The sequence below is a fragment of the Staphylococcus rostri genome (assembly GCF_002902145.1).
Classification (GTDB): domain Bacteria; phylum Bacillota; class Bacilli; order Staphylococcales; family Staphylococcaceae; genus Staphylococcus; species Staphylococcus rostri.
Genome location: NZ_PPRF01000065.1, coordinates 1 through 15907, shown reverse-complemented (window position 1 = coordinate 15907; position 15907 = coordinate 1). Strand labels below are relative to the sequence as shown.

Here is a 15907-nt window from a genome sequence, read left to right as displayed (position 1 = left end):
ACATGTGATGTACTCGCAGCAACCGTACACTCTCTGAGACACTTGTTATAGCTTACTAATCCTTTATTCCAAATTCACTTTAATAGTAGTCGATTTAACCGCCGATATCAAGTTAAACACTTAATGCATATTACAGTAACTTTTGAATGCGTGTTAATACTTTATCTTTACCAAGCACTTCCATTGTGTTCGGTAATTCTGGTCCGTGCATTTGTCCTGTTACAGCAACACGAATTGGCATGAAGAGTTGTTTCCCTTTAATACCTGTTTCTTTTTGTACGGCTTTAATTTCTTTTTTAATAGCGCCTGCTTCAAATGATTCAAGTGCTTCTAACTTACTGCTTAATACGCGCATTAATTCTGGCACTTGTTCGCCGTCTAATACTTCTTGAGCCGCTTCATCTAACGCTTTTTCATCGCGGAAGAACAATTCAGAAAGTGGTACGATTTCACCTGCGTAGCTCATTTGTTCTTGGTATAACGCAACCAACTTACGGCCCCATTCAAGATCCGCTTCAGATGGTGATTCTGGTAATAAACCTGCCTTAATCATATGTGGCAATGTCATTTCGAATACCGTCTCAGCATCTTTTTCTTTCATGTATTGGTTGTTAATCCACTCAAGTTTTTGTTTGTCGAAAAATGCCGGTGATTTTGATAGGCGTTTTTCAGTAAAGATGTCGATAAATTCTTGCTTAGAGAAAATCTCTTCTTCGCCTTCTGGAGACCAACCTAATAATGCAATAAAGTTGAAAATCGCTTCAGGAAGGTAACCTAAATCACGATATTGCTCGATAAATTGTAAAATCTGACCGTCACGTTTACTTAACTTCTTGCGTTGTTCATTCACGATTAATGTCATATGACCGAAACGTGGAGGTTCCCAACCGAATGTTTCGTAAATCATTAATTGTTTTGGCGTATTAGAAATATGGTCGTCACCACGAATAACATCTGTAATTTCCATGTAGTGGTCGTCAACCGCAACCGCAAAGTTATATGTTGGCACACCATCCTTTTTAACGATAACCCAGTCGCCGAAGTTGTCTGACTCAAATGACACTTCGCCTTTAACCATATCATCGAACTTGTACGTGCGATCTTGTGGCACACGGAAACGGATTGATGGCTTACGTCCTTCCGCTTCAAATTGCGCGCGTTCTTCTTCTGTTAAGTGCGCGTGTTTACCACCGTATCTTGGCATTTCCCCACGTGCAATTTGTTCTTGACGTTCTGCTTCTAACTCTTCTTCCGTCATGTAACATTTGTACGCTTTATCTTCTGCTAATAATTGGTCAATTAATGGTTGGTAAATATGTCCGCGTTCTGATTGACGGTATGGACCGTAACCTTTATCTTTGTCCACGGATTCATCCCAATCAAGACCTAACCATTGTAAGTTGTTAAATTGTGATGATTCACCGTCTTCTAAGTTACGTTTTGAATCCGTATCTTCAATACGAATCACAAAGTCGCCACCGTAATGTTTAGCGAATAAATAGTTAAATAATGCTGTACGTGCGTTACCGATATGCAAATACCCTGTTGGACTTGGTGCATATCTTACTCTTACTCGTTCACTCATCGTATTCACTCCTGTTTTAATCTTCAATTGTTATATTATAGCACGGGAGCACTACAGAAATCTCATGTTTTAACAAAGATTTCGTTGTAGTGCCCCGACAAGGGTGACTAGGCGTGAAAAAAGCTTGTCAAAGCGTATTTTCATGCCAGTCAGCTACTGTCTCTTGGCTATAGCGTCTATTTCCTACTTGTTTCTATACTGCATACGTCTTATTTTTGCACAGAAATCTCATGTTTTAACAAAGATTTCGTCGTAGTGTCTTTGTTCTAGCCTTGTTGCTGGATGACAGACACGATCGCCTGTGCAGCAATACCTTCTTGACGACCGGTAAAGCCAAGTTTTTCACTCGTTGTCGCTTTGACATTGACACGCGCAATATCGACTTCAAATAAGTCTGCAATCACTTGGCGCATCGTATCAATATGTGGACGAAACTTTGGACGTTCTGCAATGATTGTCGCATCAACGTTATTAATGACATAGCCAAGTGCTTTTACTTCTGCATAGGCTTCTTTTAACAATACCTTAGAATCTGCATCTTTAAACTGACTATCTGTGTCTGGGAATAATTTGCCAATATCGCCTAATGCACAGGCACCTAAAAATGCATCCGTAATCGCATGTAATAACACATCTGCGTCACTGTGACCTTTTAAGCCGTGCGTATGTGGTACTTCAATACCGCCGATAATTAATGGGCGCTCTGCATCAAACGCATGAACATCATAACCTAAGCCTACTCTAAACATGTTTTGTTTCGCTCCTTTTCTCTATAATTGCTTGTGCATTTGTTAAATCTTCTTCTGTCGTTACTTTAATATTATCGTAATTACCTTCAACCATAAACACCGATTGACCTGCATGTTCAAGTAATGAAGCGTCATCTGTGCCAATGATCCCTTCAGCCTGTGCCATGTTATAAGCTTGTTTCAATACGCCGTAAGTTGCACCTTGTGGCGTTTGTACTTGCCATAAATACTGACGTTCCAACGTTTCAGTGACAAATTGATCATGCACGACTTTAATCGTATCTTTTGCCTTTACACCAATGACAGCTGCACCGTGTGTCTGAATCGCATCTGCAAGCGTATGAATTACTGATTGCGTAACGAAAGGACGTGCGCCATCGTGAACGAGTACGACATCGTCTACTGCTACGTCTAGTTCATCAATAACTTTATGAATACTTTCTTGACGTTCACGACCGCCTTCAACGAGTTTTTTCACTTTATCAAAACGTGCCAACAACTTCGTCAATTGTTCACGATCATTAGGTTGTATCGCGAGGTAAATGCCTTTACAAGACGGATCTTGCTGAAAAATTGTTACGGTATGTTCAATAATTGTTTGCTGTGCAACTTCAATCAGCAACTTATTATATGTACGCCCCATACGTGTTCCCTTCCCTGCTGCCGGGATAATCACGTGATAATTTGTCATTCGCTTAGCCACCTTTTCCTTTACAGTGCACCACATGGGATTAGACACATGCGTAATATATCCGCACATATCCTACCCCTACATACGGCGCCTCTACTATGCCTTCAATGCGTATTTTAACGCTTCATGTACGGACGTCACACCAATTACTTCAATACCTTCTGGGAACGTCCAACCACCGATATTCGTTTGCGGAATAATCGCACGCTTAAAGCCTAACTTTGCCGCTTCTTGTACACGCTGTTCAATACGTGAGACACGACGCACTTCTCCTGTTAAACCAACTTCACCGATAAAGCAGTCCAAACCATCTACGGCACGGTCTTTGAAACTTGTCGCAGTCGCAATGATAATACCTAAGTCTACCGCTGGCTCTGTTAATTTCACACCGCCGGCTACTTTAATATATGCATCTTGTTGTTGCAGCAAGTATCCTTCCTTCTTCTCCAGTACCGCCATCAACAAACTTAAACGATTATGATCAATTCCTGTCGCCATACGTCGCGGATTGTTAAACGTCGTTGGTGTTACGAGCGCTTGAACTTCTATAAGTAATGGGCGCGACCCTTCCATTGTCGCCACAATCGTCGAACCTGGTACGTTAGACGAACGTTCTTCCAAAAACATCTCTGACGGGTTCACAACACTTTGTAAGCCAGACTGTTTCATTTCAAAAATACCCATTTCATTTGTTGAACCAAAACGGTTTTTTACCGCACGCAAAATACGATAGGCGTGGTGTTCATCACCTTCAAAGTACAGCACCGTATCCACCATATGTTCTAACAAACGTGGTCCCGCAATTTGACCTTCTTTCGTCACATGACCAACGATAAACGTCGCAATGTTCATCTGCTTGGCAATATGCATCAAACTCTGTGTACTTTCACGCACTTGTGAGACAGAACCTGGTGCAGACGTAATATCCGGATGGAAAATCGTCTGAATCGAGTCAACAACAATAAGTTCCGGCTCTACCTTCTTCACCGCTTCGTGAATGATTTCCAAGTTCGTTTCTGCAAATACATTTAATGCGCTCGCATCTTCTTCCAAGCGATCCGCACGCAGCTTCGTTTGGTTAAGCGATTCCTCACCCGTAATATATAAAATTTTGCGTTCTTTCGATAATGACGCACACATTTGTAACAGCAATGTCGACTTCCCAATACCCGGGTCGCCACCAATCAGCACGAGTGAACCTTGCACAATACCGCCACCTAACACGCGGTTTAACTCACGACTATTCGTCAAAATACGCGGTGCTTGTTCTTGTTTTACATCATTCAACTTTTGCACCTTCGCAGTCGACTCAGCACGCACACCATGTTTTGGACTTGCTGCCTTTTGTTCAATCGTTTCTTCCATACTGTTCCATGCCCCACAGTTCGGACATTTCCCCATCCATTTCGGCGTCTGATATCCACACGCGGTACATTCAAACGTCACTTTCTTTTTCGCCATCTGACACACCTCCATCTCTTTTATCTACCCAATCTATTTTATACTGGCAACCGTCACTTGACAATGGCGACACCCTTTCATGATTAAACAAAAAAATTGAGGCAGGAACCCTTATGTTCAAGGATTCCGTTGCCCCAATCTATATCACGCATTATGCTGTTGGTTCTACTTCTTGACGTTCTGTTACATCATATTGGAATGTTTCGCCATCATAATCAACAGTGACTAACTTGCCGTCCAAATCTTTACCTTCAAGAATCAGTTCACTCAAGTTATCTTCTACTGTTTTTTGGATTGCACGCACGAGTGGACGCGCACCATATTCCGGATCATAACCTTCAGAAGCAATTTTTTCTTTCGCTGCTTCTGTCACGTTTACATGGATGTTTTGTTCTGATAAACGTTTTGTTAATTGGTTCACCATTTTTGTGACGATTTCTTTCAATTCTTCTTTGTCTAATTTATGGAAGACGATAATATCATCTACACGGTTTAAAAATTCAGGACGGAAGGCATTTTTCAGACTCTTCATCATCGTACTGCGAATTGTTTCATAGTCGCTGCCTTCTGATTTTCCACCAAAACCTGCGAAACGTTGATCTTGTAATTCTTGTGCACCAACGTTAGATGTCATAATGATGACCGTATTTCTAAAGTCTACACGACGTCCTTTTGTATCTGTTAAATGACCATCGTCAAGCACTTGTAATAATACGTTGAAAATATCTGGATGTGCTTTCTCGATTTCATCAAATAAAATAACTGAGTATGGTTTACGACGTACTTTTTCAGTTAATTGACCACCGTCATCATGCCCAACATATCCTGGAGGCGCTCCGACTAAACGGCTCACAGTATGTTTCTCCATGTATTCACTCATGTCGACACGAATCATCGCATCTTCCTCGCCGAACATTGATTCAGCTAACGCACGAGCAAGTTCCGTTTTACCGACACCCGTTGGTCCTAAGAAGATAAAGCTACCAATTGGGCGTTTTGGATCTTTAAGCCCTGCACGCGCACGACGTACTGCTTTAGAAATTGACGTCACGGCATCTTTTTGACCGATAACACGTTCGTGTAATGTCTCTTCAAGGTTCAGCAAACGATCAGATTCCGTTTCATTTAAGCGCGTCAACGGAATACCTGTCCAGCCAGCAATCACTTCTGAAATGTCGTCCGCTACAAGCGTTGTATGACGATCATCTTGGTTATTCTTCCATTCATTTTTCGCCGCTTCATATTGCGATTCTAACTTTGTTTGTTTATCGCGTAAGTTCGCCGCATTTTCAAATTCTTGCGCATGAACAGCTGCATCTTTTTCATTTTTCACTTGTTCAATTTGTTGCTCTAATTCTTTCAAATTCGTTGGTGTTGTATGATGTCTCAAACGTACTTTTGAACTCGCTTCATCAATCAAGTCAATCGCTTTGTCAGGCAAGAAACGATCTTGTACGTAACGATCACTTAACTTCGCTGCTGCTTCCACCGCTTCATCAGAAATATTAATGCGGTGATGCGCTTCATAGCGATCTCTCAAACCTTTTAAAATCGCAATCGTATCTTCAACACTTGGTTCGTCCACTTGTACCGGTTGGAAACGACGTTCAAGTGCCGCATCTTTTTCAATGTGTTTACGGTATTCATCTAATGTTGTCGCACCGATACATTGCAATTCACCACGTGCTAATGCTGGTTTTAAGATGTTAGACGCATCGATTGCACCTTCTGCACCACCTGCACCAATCAATGTATGCAACTCATCAATAAACAGAATGACGTTACCTGCTTGGTGAATTTCTTCCATCACTTTTTTCAAGCGTTCTTCAAATTCACCGCGGTATTTTGTACCTGCCACGACTGTCCCCATATCTAATGACATAACACGTTTACCTTTAAGTGTTTCAGGCACTTCGTTGTTAACAATTGCTTGTGCCAAGCCTTCTGCAATCGCTGTTTTACCTACACCTGGTTCACCGATAAGTACCGGGTTATTTTTCGTACGACGGCTTAACACTTCGATGACACGTGTAATTTCTTTGCTACGTCCAACAACTGGATCTAACGTACCGTCTTTCGCAATCACTGTTAAGTCACGTGCTAAGCTATCTAATGTTGGTGTGTTGTCTGATTTTGACACTTGTCCATTATTTGATGCCATTTCAGGGCTACCCAGCGCTTTGACAACTTGTGCGCGTGCCTTCGTAATATTCAAGTCTAAGTTCGCAAACACACGTGCTGCCACACCTTCATTTTCACGAATTAAGCCAAGTAGAATGTGCTCTGTTCCGACGAAATTATGTTGCAATTTGCGTGCTTCATCCATTGATAATTCAATCACTTTTTTAGCACGTGGCGTATAGTGCAATGTGCCAATATGTTCTTGACCGTGACCAATCAATTTTTCAACTTCATTGACTACTTTTTCTTCCGTAATATCAAAACTTTCTAATACTTTTGCTGCGATGCCTTCAGGTTCTTTCATCAAACCTAATAGTAAATGTTCCGTCCCAATATTTGAATGATTGAAACGAATTGCTTCTTCTTGTGCATGTGCCAACACACGTTGTGCACGTTCTGTTAATCTACCAAATAACATAACTCAACCTCCAATTTATAAATACTGTCTTAAAATATCTGCGCGTTTTGATTCGATTGATTGTGTTGTTTCTTCATCTATTAAAAATGGTGATTGGATTGCAATCATCATGGCATTAAAATCAAATTCCGGCATGTCTAGCACACCTAAATCGACACCTAACTTAATGTCACTCAAACGATAAGACGCTTCTTCTACAGAAATACGTCGGCTGTATTTCAAAATACCGAGTGAACGATAAATGCGGTCTAACGTCTCAGTTTCTTTATGTGCCAACAAGCGTTGACGTACTTCAAGTTCCTCATTGATAATCTGTGTGACTAATTCCGTCAGCGCTTCAATAATTTCTTGTTCTGACTTACCGAGCGTCAACTGGTTCGACACTTGATACACATGACCATACACTTGTGAACCTTCGCCGTAAATACCGCGAATCGTAAAGCCAAAGCGGTTAATCGACTGTGCAATACGGTTCATACGTTTCATAATCGACAACCCTGGAAGATGCAGCATCACACTTGCACGCATCCCTGTGCCGATATTCGTCGGACACGTCGTCAAATAGCCCAACGTCTCGTCATAGCTAATGTCAACTTCTGCATCTAACTGATCGTCAATATCCGATGCACGTTGATACAAATCATCCAGTGATAAGTCTTGTCCCATCACTTGAATGCGCACGTGATCTTCTTCATTGACCATCACACTTACCGACTCATCATCATTCAATAACACTGCTGCAGCCGGCTGTTTCGTCAACTCTGGACTAATCAAATGCTTCGCCACTAACTTGTAAGCACTTTGTTGGTCCATATCCGTTAAACGCTGTACATTCAAATCCGTCAGCGCATCTTGAACTTCATTGACCACACGATGTCCCTCATCTTCATTCGGGAACATAAGTGGATGTACGTAGTTCTCCAGATTACGCGCCAAACGAATACGTGAAGACATCACGACCGGTTGCGTTGCTTCTTGTCGTTGCTCGTCTTGCAACGATGCATCATGTTCATTCGTCATCGCGTCTTGACACCTCACTTTGCTGCGTCTGTTCCAACGCTTGGATTTCATCTCGAACAACTGCCGCTTCTTCAAATGCTTGCTGTGCTACTAATGTCTCTAAATACGCGCGTTTTTCTTCAATTTGACGTTTTAAAGCGCGCTTCGTATGCGATGATTTTGGATACTTGCCGGAATGCTCGAGATGCCCACCTTGCACACGTCGAACAATATCCGCAACATCATCACGAAATGTCTCATAGCAATCATGACAGCCAAACTTCCCGACATGGGCAATATCCTTCAGCGTCATCTGACACGTTGGACATCGCTTCTCTTCACGAAACATCATTTGATCAACATTGATTCCATGTTTCGCCGCAAGATGTTGGAGAATTTGTTGAATGACAAACGTCCCTTCAACATCGTCACCTTCATGCCAGTGCTCATCGGATTGTCCATGGACAGGCTCTTGATACAGATGAATGTCCGTCGCTTTGTGCGGTTTGCCTTGCTTTAATTTTTGTTCTTCTTCATGACGATACATGACGCATCACCTTCTCATCTCTAGTAATAATTAATCACTGGTAACAATCGTTTCAATATATTAGCACGAATAATATCTCTCGCAGCAACGTCCATTTTTAATGTTTCTCTATCGACAACTGCGGCAATCATTTTTGCTTCACGTTCGCTAATTAACTCGTTCTCTAACAAACCATCTATAATATAGTACGCTTGTTGTTGCGATAACGATGTACCAATCAGCGACATTAAATGTTTGATATAGTTCGCATGATCTTTCGTTTCTATCTTTGTGATGCGAATATAGCCACCACCACCACGCTTACTTTCTATTTCATAACCGTGTTCATTCGTAAATCTTGTCTTTATTACATAATTGAGCTGAGATGGTACGCAATCAAATCGTTCGGCAATGTTCGCACGCTGTATCTCAACAACATCCGCTTGTGCCTCCTCGAAAAGCTGCTTAATGTATTGCTCTATGATATCTGACATATTATGCATCATATCACCCCTTTTGACCATCTTTGACTATATTATATGACCATCTTTGACCTTTTTCAACCAATATGTTTTTTAATTCATGAATTTGTTATGTTAATGCTTTCATTTATGTTGTATTATATAGTTAGTGAGAAAAATAAAATAATTTAACATAAGAGGTGTTATTCCATGCATATTATCATCGGGATTGTCGGCATCATCGTATTCTTAGCCCTCGCACTTGTTGCAAGTTCGGACAGAAAAAATGTTCGCTGGCAATACATCGGCCTTATGCTTGCTATCCAACTCGTTTTAGCCTTTTTCTTACTTAAAACGAATATTGGGATTAAAATTGTTGGTGGCGTAGCAGCAGGATTTGGTTACTTGCTTAAACAAGCATCAGAAGGGATTAACTTTGTATTCGGCGGGTTAATGAATGACGGTGCGTCTACATTCTTCATTAACGTATTATTACCGATCGTCTTCATTTCAGCATTAATCGGTATCTTACAATATTTGAAGATTTTACCATTGATCATTAATGTTCTTGGTTTCTTAATTTCAAAAGTGAATGGTATGGGACGTTTAGAATCATACAACGCGGTTGCTTCTGCTATTTTAGGACAATCTGAAGTATTCATTTCATTGAAAAAACAATTACCATACATTCCGAAACACCGTTTATACACATTGACAGCATCTGCCATGTCTACTATTTCTGCGTCAATCGTGGGTGCATACTTTACCATGATTAAACCAGAATATGTAGTAACAGCCGTTGTCTTAAACTTATTCGGTGGTTTCATTATTGCGTCTATTATCAACCCTTACAAAGTCAACGAAGAAGATGATAAATTAATCATCGATACAGAACAAAAACAACAATCATTCTTTGAAATGTTAGGGGAATACATTTTAGATGGTTTCAAAGTTGCCGTTATCGTAGGGGCTATGTTAATCGGTTATATCGCCCTTATCTCATTATTAAACGGACTTGTTGGCGGTATTATTGGACTCGTATCTGGTGGTTCTTTAGATTGGAACTTCCAAACATTAATCGGCTTCATCTTCGCACCACTTGCATTCTTAACAGGGATTCCTTGGAGCGATGCCGTTGATGCAGGTTCAATCATGGCAACAAAATTATTATCTAACGAATTCGTCGCAATGACAGAACTTGGCAAAGTACAAGGCTTATCAGACCGTGCAGTCGGTGTTGTCTCAGTCTTCTTAGTATCTTTCGCCAACTTCAGCTCAATCGGTATCATCTCAGGTGCCATCAAATCATTAAACGACGAAAAAGGCGACATGGTTGCACGCTTCGGATTAAAACTTTTATTCGGTGCAACACTTGTATCATTCATCTCAGCAACAATCGCTGGATTCTTTATCTAAAGACAAAAACCATTAAAATTCAGAGTCGAATTTTAATGGTTTTTTTATTAGGAATTTTCTTCTCGTTTTTTCAAATATGGATAGCACATTGATGCCAGAAACATAATTGCGATTAGAAGCTGGCACTGCCATCCAAGTCAGAGGTTGTGAGAAAAGCGTTTAGGATTCGAGCAGAACCCGAACGGTGAGCAAAATTGCTTTTCAAATTTTGTCGAACCGTGAAGTTCTGTCGAGAATCCTGCTTTGCGAACACCGTTTATCATTTCCCAGAATCTAAATTATAAAGTCGCAATACCCTTTGCTATCTAGCCTGCAAACACATCGTCCTATTACGATGCAGCCACTTGTTCAATAAAATAGCGCATCATTGTCGTATCATCCGTCAATTCTGGATGGAACGACACGCCGAGATAACGTCCTTGTCGTACAGCAATGATTTTATCGTCAATTGTTCCTAATACTGATACACCGTCGCGCACAGATTGAATGTGTGGTGCACGGATAAAGACACCTTCTACGGGCTGTTCAATACCTTCAATATCAAGCATTGCTTCAAAGCTATCGACTTGGCGTCCGAATGAATTTCGTGCAACTGTAATATCCAGCTTTTGTAAGTAACCTTCTTCGCCTTCAATATCTTCTGCAAGTACAATTAATCCTGCACATGTGCCATACATTGGTAGTGATGATGCACGCAATGCCTCTCTAAAGCCATATAACGTCATCAGACGACGTAATGTCGTTGATTCACCACCTGGTATCACCAAACCGTCCAACGTCTCTAACTGTGCGACAGTCTTCACTGCGATCGCTTCATGACCGCACGCTTCAATTTGACGCATATGCTCACGGACTGCCCCTTGTAATGCTAATACACCAATTTTCATCTTACCAACCACGCTCTTGCATGCGTTCTTCCAATGACAGTTGGTTAATATCCAAACCTTTCATTGCCGCACCTAAATCTTTAGCAAGACGACCAATCAACTCATAATCTTGATAATGTGTCGTTGCTTGGACAATCGCTTTCGCAAACGTCTCAGGATCCTCAGACTTAAAGATACCTGATCCAACGAATACACCGTCCGCACCAAGTTCCATCATCAATGCAGCATCTTGTGGCGTTGCAACCCCACCTGCCGCAAAGTTAACCACTGGTAAGCGACCATGTTTTTTAATATCTTGCAAGATGTGATACGGTGCCCCTAAGTTTTTCGCCTCTGTCATCAACTCATCGTCACTCATAACAGTAATACGTGCAACTTCTTGGTTCACTTGACGCATATGGCGTACTGCTTCAACGATATTCCCTGTACCTGGTTCCCCTTTTGTACGTAACATCGCTGCACCTTCACCAATACGACGTGCCGCTTCACCTAAGTTACGACATCCGCATACGAACGGTACTGTGTAATCACTTTTCTTCAAATGGAACACTTCATCCGCTGGTGTTAATACTTCTGATTCATCTATGTAGTCGACACCCATCGCTTCTAACACACGCGCCTCTGTAATATGACCGATACGACACTTCGCCATAACCGGAATAGACACAGCGTTCATCACTTCTTCAACAATTTTTGGGTTACATGCACGTGCGACACCACCCGCTGCACGAATATCTGATGGTACACGTTCTAATGCCATTACAGCTACCGCACCTGCTGCCTCCGCAATTTTCGCTTGTTCTGCATTCACAACGTCCATAATGACGCCGCCCTTCTGCATTTCTGCCATACCACGTTTGACACGTTCTGATCCGACTTGTTTCGTCATAAAAAATTTCCCCCTTTATGTATGTTTAGATGTAGCTTATACTAATAACTGAACTGGTTAAAGTGTCAAATTAACAAAATATAAAAGGGTCAGATAGGAGGGAATACAATGGAAATGTTGATGTTTCATATTGATAAATCACATCATCAGCCGATTTATATGCAATTGTATGAAAAAATTCGAGATAGCATTATTAATGGTCAACTGCAAGAAGGCGAAAAACTACCTTCTAAACGCCACTTAGGAGAGTATCTTGCTATTAGCCAAACAACGATTGAAAACGCCTATGCGCAATTGGTAGATGAAGGTTACATTTACAGCAAGCAACGCTCAGGCTTTTTTGTCAGTGATATTGATACATTGCCACTCATTAGCCAACAACGTGAAATGACTGAATCAACCATGACATTAGCCGACACACCTCCATCGTCACGCTATATGTTTCAATTAGGTGCCATCGACAAAGCACATTTTCCATTTGAACAATTTCGTAAATACGCCAAAGAAGCTTTCGATACATTACAACATACGTTGGTGGAAACTGGTGATCAACAAGGAGACTTTACGTTACGCCAACAAATTAGTCACTACCTGTTTCATAGCCGTGGCGTTCAATCGACACCGGAACAAGTCATTATCGCGTCATCAACAGAGCAACTATTATCAATCATTACAGACTTACTGCCGTCACAGCACACATTTATGTTGGAAGATCCAATCTATCCACAAGTGCCACAGCTACTGACACGTAAGCACATTCCATTTCATTTCATCCCAGTACAAGACGATGGCATTCATGTTGCACACATCGAGCAATGTGACGACAATATTGTATACATCACACCTAGTCACCAATTCCCAACAGGTGTAACAATGAGCCTGCAAAATCGTGTCAAGCTACTCAAATGGGCAAGCGCACATCCCGACCGCTATATCATTGAAGACGACTATGACTCGGAATTTCGATACGAAGGTAAACCTATTCCTGCACTTCAAAGCCTAGATAAAGCTGAACGCGTCATTTACGTCAGCACCTTTTCAAAATCCATTGCACCAAGCATTCGTATTGCTTACGCCGTCTTACCAGCTCATTTGGCAAAACAATATCATCAGACACGCAATATCGAAGGAGGCACCGTTCCACGACACACACAATATATGGTCAGCCGATTTATGGAAAGCAATCAATTCGAACGGCACCTCAATCGCATGCGGAAAATCTATCGTCAAAAGCGTGACGTATTGCTTAACCATTTATCACAACATCCAACACTCTGTCGCATTGACGGTGCACAAACCGGTATGCATTTTATTGTCACCATTCATAACGGCCTAAGCGAACAAGACTGCCTACAACGGTTCAAAGCACACGCGATTGACATCCAACCACTGTCACACTATCGTTTTCATGCCAACGATACAACACCACGCTTCGTATTAGGATTTGGTGGTATAGATGACAATGAATTAGCCAATCATGTGGAACAACTTATTCATGCATTGCAATGAAAAACCTCCTTCAAAGCCTTCATTGACTTTGTAAGGAGGTTTTCACTTAATCTGCTAATAAATGTGGGTTACGCTGATCCCCTTTATCATATAGTGCAATTTCTTGTAACTGCATCAATGCACGACGTATCTGTACATAATTTTGTAGTGGAGGTAATGTCACAACATCATCTTGCGCAATCCCATGTTCAAAATGTTTTGCAATATTTTCAAACACTAATAAATACGTCCCCATAATTGCTGGACTTAACTTCTCTTTTGGTGGCGCTTGAAAACACTGTAATAATTTAAAATGAATCTGTTGCAATAAAAACATCCCTGGATAGTAATATTGCGTTCGCTTTCGATTTGAAGACCATTCATTATAAGCATAGCGATACATCGTTTCCATATTATCCATTTGCAACTTCATACGTAAGGCGTCACGTCGCGCTGTTTTCTCAGTTGGATAACCATTATCCGAAAATAAATAATGAAACATCTGACTTTCGATACGTGCAACATTTCCCATCATTTCAGGGAGACGTTTACTTGCCAATCGCTGACCAATCAGTAGTACACCAATTACTGCGATAAGAATACCTACCGTTGTATCTAAGAAACGAGGCAATGCAATCATCATTGTTAAATGCCCTTGTGCCAGTCCACCTAACAAAATAACCTGAACCGTAATCACACACATTGCCAACGCATAATTCGCCGCAATTAACATCTCCGTTAATGCACTACATATACACATGACCAATACGACAACTAACAGACTTGGCTCAAACAATAAGACCACAATCGAAATACCAATCCCGATTAACGTACCAATCCAGCGACCACCTGCACGTTCAATACTCGCAATCGTCGTTCCGCCACCTATAAGAATCGTATGTGCACTCAAAGGAATCCAATACGCACGTTCAAAATCAAACACCAACGCAATCATAATCGCACAACCAATAATCACTGTATACTTTAACGTCGCAATAAAATTCATAGACTCTGGCGTTAAATTATATCTTAAACGCGCTAAATATTGCGGTGATGTCACATGCGCTTGATGTTTTACTTGTTCATCAGGCATTTGTAACACTTCATCCACTTTAAAAATCAACTGCACCAACGCATCATAGGACTTGGGTACATCAATTCGTTTACGCCACGGTGTATGAGATATATTCCCTTCAACAATAGGCGACGTCACATAATCCATCATTTCCACAATAATAGGTGGCAATGGTCGCTGTCCTTTCGCATTTAATTCTAACAGCTCAGAATAAATCCCTTCAGCCACACGATGCAACAAGATCAAACGTTGATACGCCGCAGACTTCTTCTGTAATGTCGAGCGCGTCGTACTCAAAATATCAGATGACATCATCAAACCATTCACTGCCGCTTTCGTTAAATCATTAAACATCACTTGATTATTAAAATGTTGGACCAATTGACGAATATGCACAAAGTCTTGTTGAACAGCCGCCTGTTCGGGTTGCTCACCTTTCAACTTACTTTCTACATAAACAAGTATAATTCCCAACAAACCGCCTATTCCAACCATTACACCACGATAAAAAAATGCTTCCGGTTGCACAGGCATAACACTGGATAGACTATACGCAATAATAAAGAATGTTGATGACGGCCCCGGAAGATGTAGCGTTGTAAACACATAATAAGGCAGTACTGCCACAATTAATAGACCAATGCCAAACAATAATGGATAACTTACCGTTAATGTCCCCAACATCATTGCTAATACCAGACCACACGTCGCAAAGCATACTGCACGCATACGCGACGTAAACGTACCACTAAACACGTAAATATGCGCAAATGTTCCAATAGAAATGAGTAAGGCTAGTGACATATGATCCGTTAATACACCGTACAATAGTGGTACAAGCATCAACAGCCCTTGGCGTATACCACGATTAATATTGATTTTATCCGTTGCGACAAACGTCACATTTCTCCAATATGTATGCATCATGAAAGCTCCTTTCTCAATAATAGAACGCACAAAAAAAGAGAAGTCAATATGACCTCTCTTGTTGAATTACCTGGCACCGTCCTACTCTCGCGGAACGTAAGTCCGACTACCATCGGCGCTAAAGAGCTTAACTTCTGTGTTCGGCATGGGAACA

The 15907-nt window shown here is 41.2% G+C and carries 13 protein-coding genes and 1 rRNA gene; 2 read left to right on the top strand and 12 right to left on the bottom strand.

Translation table 11 applies throughout. The features are described from left to right. Positions 1-130: 130 nt before the first annotated feature. The 8 genes from gltX to CD122_RS08995 form a co-directional block, all read right to left on the bottom strand. Complete coding sequence (gene gltX / locus CD122_RS09030; protein ID WP_103358655.1) at positions 131-1585, bottom strand: glutamate--tRNA ligase; 1455 nt, start codon at positions 1583-1585, stop codon at positions 131-133. A gap of 266 nt (positions 1586-1851) precedes the next feature. After that, entirely contained in the window at positions 1852-2334 is a 483-nt protein-coding gene (gene ispF, locus CD122_RS09025) for a 2-C-methyl-D-erythritol 2,4-cyclodiphosphate synthase (RefSeq protein ID WP_103358654.1), read from the bottom strand. Beyond that, positions 2327-3025, bottom strand: a complete 699-nt coding sequence (ispD, locus tag CD122_RS09020) for a 2-C-methyl-D-erythritol 4-phosphate cytidylyltransferase (RefSeq protein WP_103358653.1) — start codon at positions 3023-3025, stop codon at positions 2327-2329. Before ispD ends, ispF begins: the two co-directional genes overlap by 8 nt. Before the next feature lie 96 nt (positions 3026-3121). Beyond that, positions 3122-4486: a DNA repair protein RadA gene (gene radA, locus CD122_RS09015; RefSeq protein ID WP_103358652.1), complete on the bottom strand. Its 1365-nt coding sequence runs from the start codon at positions 4484-4486 to the stop codon at positions 3122-3124. A 151-nt stretch (positions 4487-4637) separates the two neighbouring features. Continuing rightward, a complete protein-coding gene (locus tag CD122_RS09010; RefSeq protein ID WP_103358651.1) occupies positions 4638-7085 on the bottom strand; it encodes an ATP-dependent Clp protease ATP-binding subunit in 2448 nt (815 codons plus the stop codon). A 15-nt stretch (positions 7086-7100) separates the two neighbouring features. Next, positions 7101-8105 (bottom strand): protein arginine kinase, encoded by a 1005-nt coding sequence (locus tag CD122_RS09005; protein WP_103358650.1) that lies wholly within the window; start codon positions 8103-8105, stop codon positions 7101-7103. Continuing rightward, positions 8095-8631, bottom strand: a complete 537-nt coding sequence (locus CD122_RS09000) for a UvrB/UvrC motif-containing protein (RefSeq protein ID WP_103358649.1) — start codon at positions 8629-8631, stop codon at positions 8095-8097. The genes CD122_RS09005 and CD122_RS09000 overlap by 11 nt, the downstream gene beginning before the upstream one ends. Positions 8632-8651: 20 nt before the next feature. Next, positions 8652-9113: a CtsR family transcriptional regulator gene (locus CD122_RS08995; RefSeq protein WP_103358648.1), complete on the bottom strand. Its 462-nt coding sequence runs from the start codon at positions 9111-9113 to the stop codon at positions 8652-8654. A 168-nt stretch (positions 9114-9281) separates the two neighbouring features. Between CD122_RS08995 and CD122_RS08990 the strand changes: the two genes are divergently transcribed. Further along, on the top strand, positions 9282-10487 hold the full coding sequence (locus tag CD122_RS08990; protein WP_103358647.1) for a NupC/NupG family nucleoside CNT transporter: 1206 nt from the start codon (positions 9282-9284) through the stop codon (positions 10485-10487). Positions 10488-10816: 329 nt separating this feature from the next. On the opposite strand, the gene pdxT is transcribed toward CD122_RS08990, so the two are convergent. After that, on the bottom strand, positions 10817-11374 hold the full coding sequence (gene pdxT / locus CD122_RS08985) for a pyridoxal 5'-phosphate synthase glutaminase subunit PdxT (protein WP_103358646.1): 558 nt from the start codon (positions 11372-11374) through the stop codon (positions 10817-10819). 1 nt (position 11375) lies between these two features. Beyond that, entirely contained in the window at positions 11376-12263 is an 888-nt protein-coding gene (pdxS, locus tag CD122_RS08980; RefSeq protein ID WP_044361168.1) for a pyridoxal 5'-phosphate synthase lyase subunit PdxS, read from the bottom strand. Between the two features lie 108 nt (positions 12264-12371). Here pdxS and pdxR point away from each other — a divergent pair, with 108 nt between their 5' ends. Further along, positions 12372-13772, top strand: a complete 1401-nt coding sequence (gene pdxR / locus CD122_RS08975) for a MocR-like pyridoxine biosynthesis transcription factor PdxR (protein ID WP_103358645.1) — start codon at positions 12372-12374, stop codon at positions 13770-13772. A gap of 46 nt (positions 13773-13818) precedes the next feature. Here pdxR and CD122_RS08970 read toward each other — a convergent pair whose 3' ends face one another. Then, entirely contained in the window at positions 13819-15750 is a 1932-nt protein-coding gene (locus CD122_RS08970; RefSeq protein WP_103358644.1) for an FUSC family protein, read from the bottom strand. A 71-nt stretch (positions 15751-15821) separates the two neighbouring features. After that, positions 15822-15907 (bottom strand): 5S ribosomal RNA (rrf, locus tag CD122_RS12655); the annotation flags it as partial.

Excerpts from the sequence above, each read along its gene's own strand:
- gltX (WP_103358655.1), bottom strand. The coding sequence starts at position 1,585 with ATGAGTGAACGAGTAAGAGTAAGATATGCACCAAGTCCAACAGGGTAT.
- ispF (WP_103358654.1), bottom strand. The coding sequence starts at position 2,334 with ATGTTTAGAGTAGGCTTAGGTTATGATGTTCATGCGTTTGATGCAGAG.
- ispD (WP_103358653.1), bottom strand. The coding sequence starts at position 3,025 with ATGACAAATTATCACGTGATTATCCCGGCAGCAGGGAAGGGAACACGT.
- radA (WP_103358652.1), bottom strand. The coding sequence starts at position 4,486 with ATGGCGAAAAAGAAAGTGACGTTTGAATGTACCGCGTGTGGATATCAG.
- CD122_RS09010 (WP_103358651.1), bottom strand. The coding sequence starts at position 7,085 with ATGTTATTTGGTAGATTAACAGAACGTGCACAACGTGTGTTGGCACAT.
- CD122_RS09005 (WP_103358650.1), bottom strand. The coding sequence starts at position 8,105 with ATGACGAATGAACATGATGCATCGTTGCAAGACGAGCAACGACAAGAA.
- CD122_RS09000 (WP_103358649.1), bottom strand. The coding sequence starts at position 8,631 with ATGTATCGTCATGAAGAAGAACAAAAATTAAAGCAAGGCAAACCGCAC.
- CD122_RS08995 (WP_103358648.1), bottom strand. The coding sequence starts at position 9,113 with ATGCATAATATGTCAGATATCATAGAGCAATACATTAAGCAGCTTTTC.
- CD122_RS08990 (WP_103358647.1), top strand. The coding sequence starts at position 9,282 with ATGCATATTATCATCGGGATTGTCGGCATCATCGTATTCTTAGCCCTC.
- pdxT (WP_103358646.1), bottom strand. The coding sequence starts at position 11,374 with ATGAAAATTGGTGTATTAGCATTACAAGGGGCAGTCCGTGAGCATATG.
- pdxS (WP_044361168.1), bottom strand. The coding sequence starts at position 12,263 with ATGACGAAACAAGTCGGATCAGAACGTGTCAAACGTGGTATGGCAGAA.
- pdxR (WP_103358645.1), top strand. The coding sequence starts at position 12,372 with ATGGAAATGTTGATGTTTCATATTGATAAATCACATCATCAGCCGATT.
- CD122_RS08970 (WP_103358644.1), bottom strand. The coding sequence starts at position 15,750 with ATGCATACATATTGGAGAAATGTGACGTTTGTCGCAACGGATAAAATC.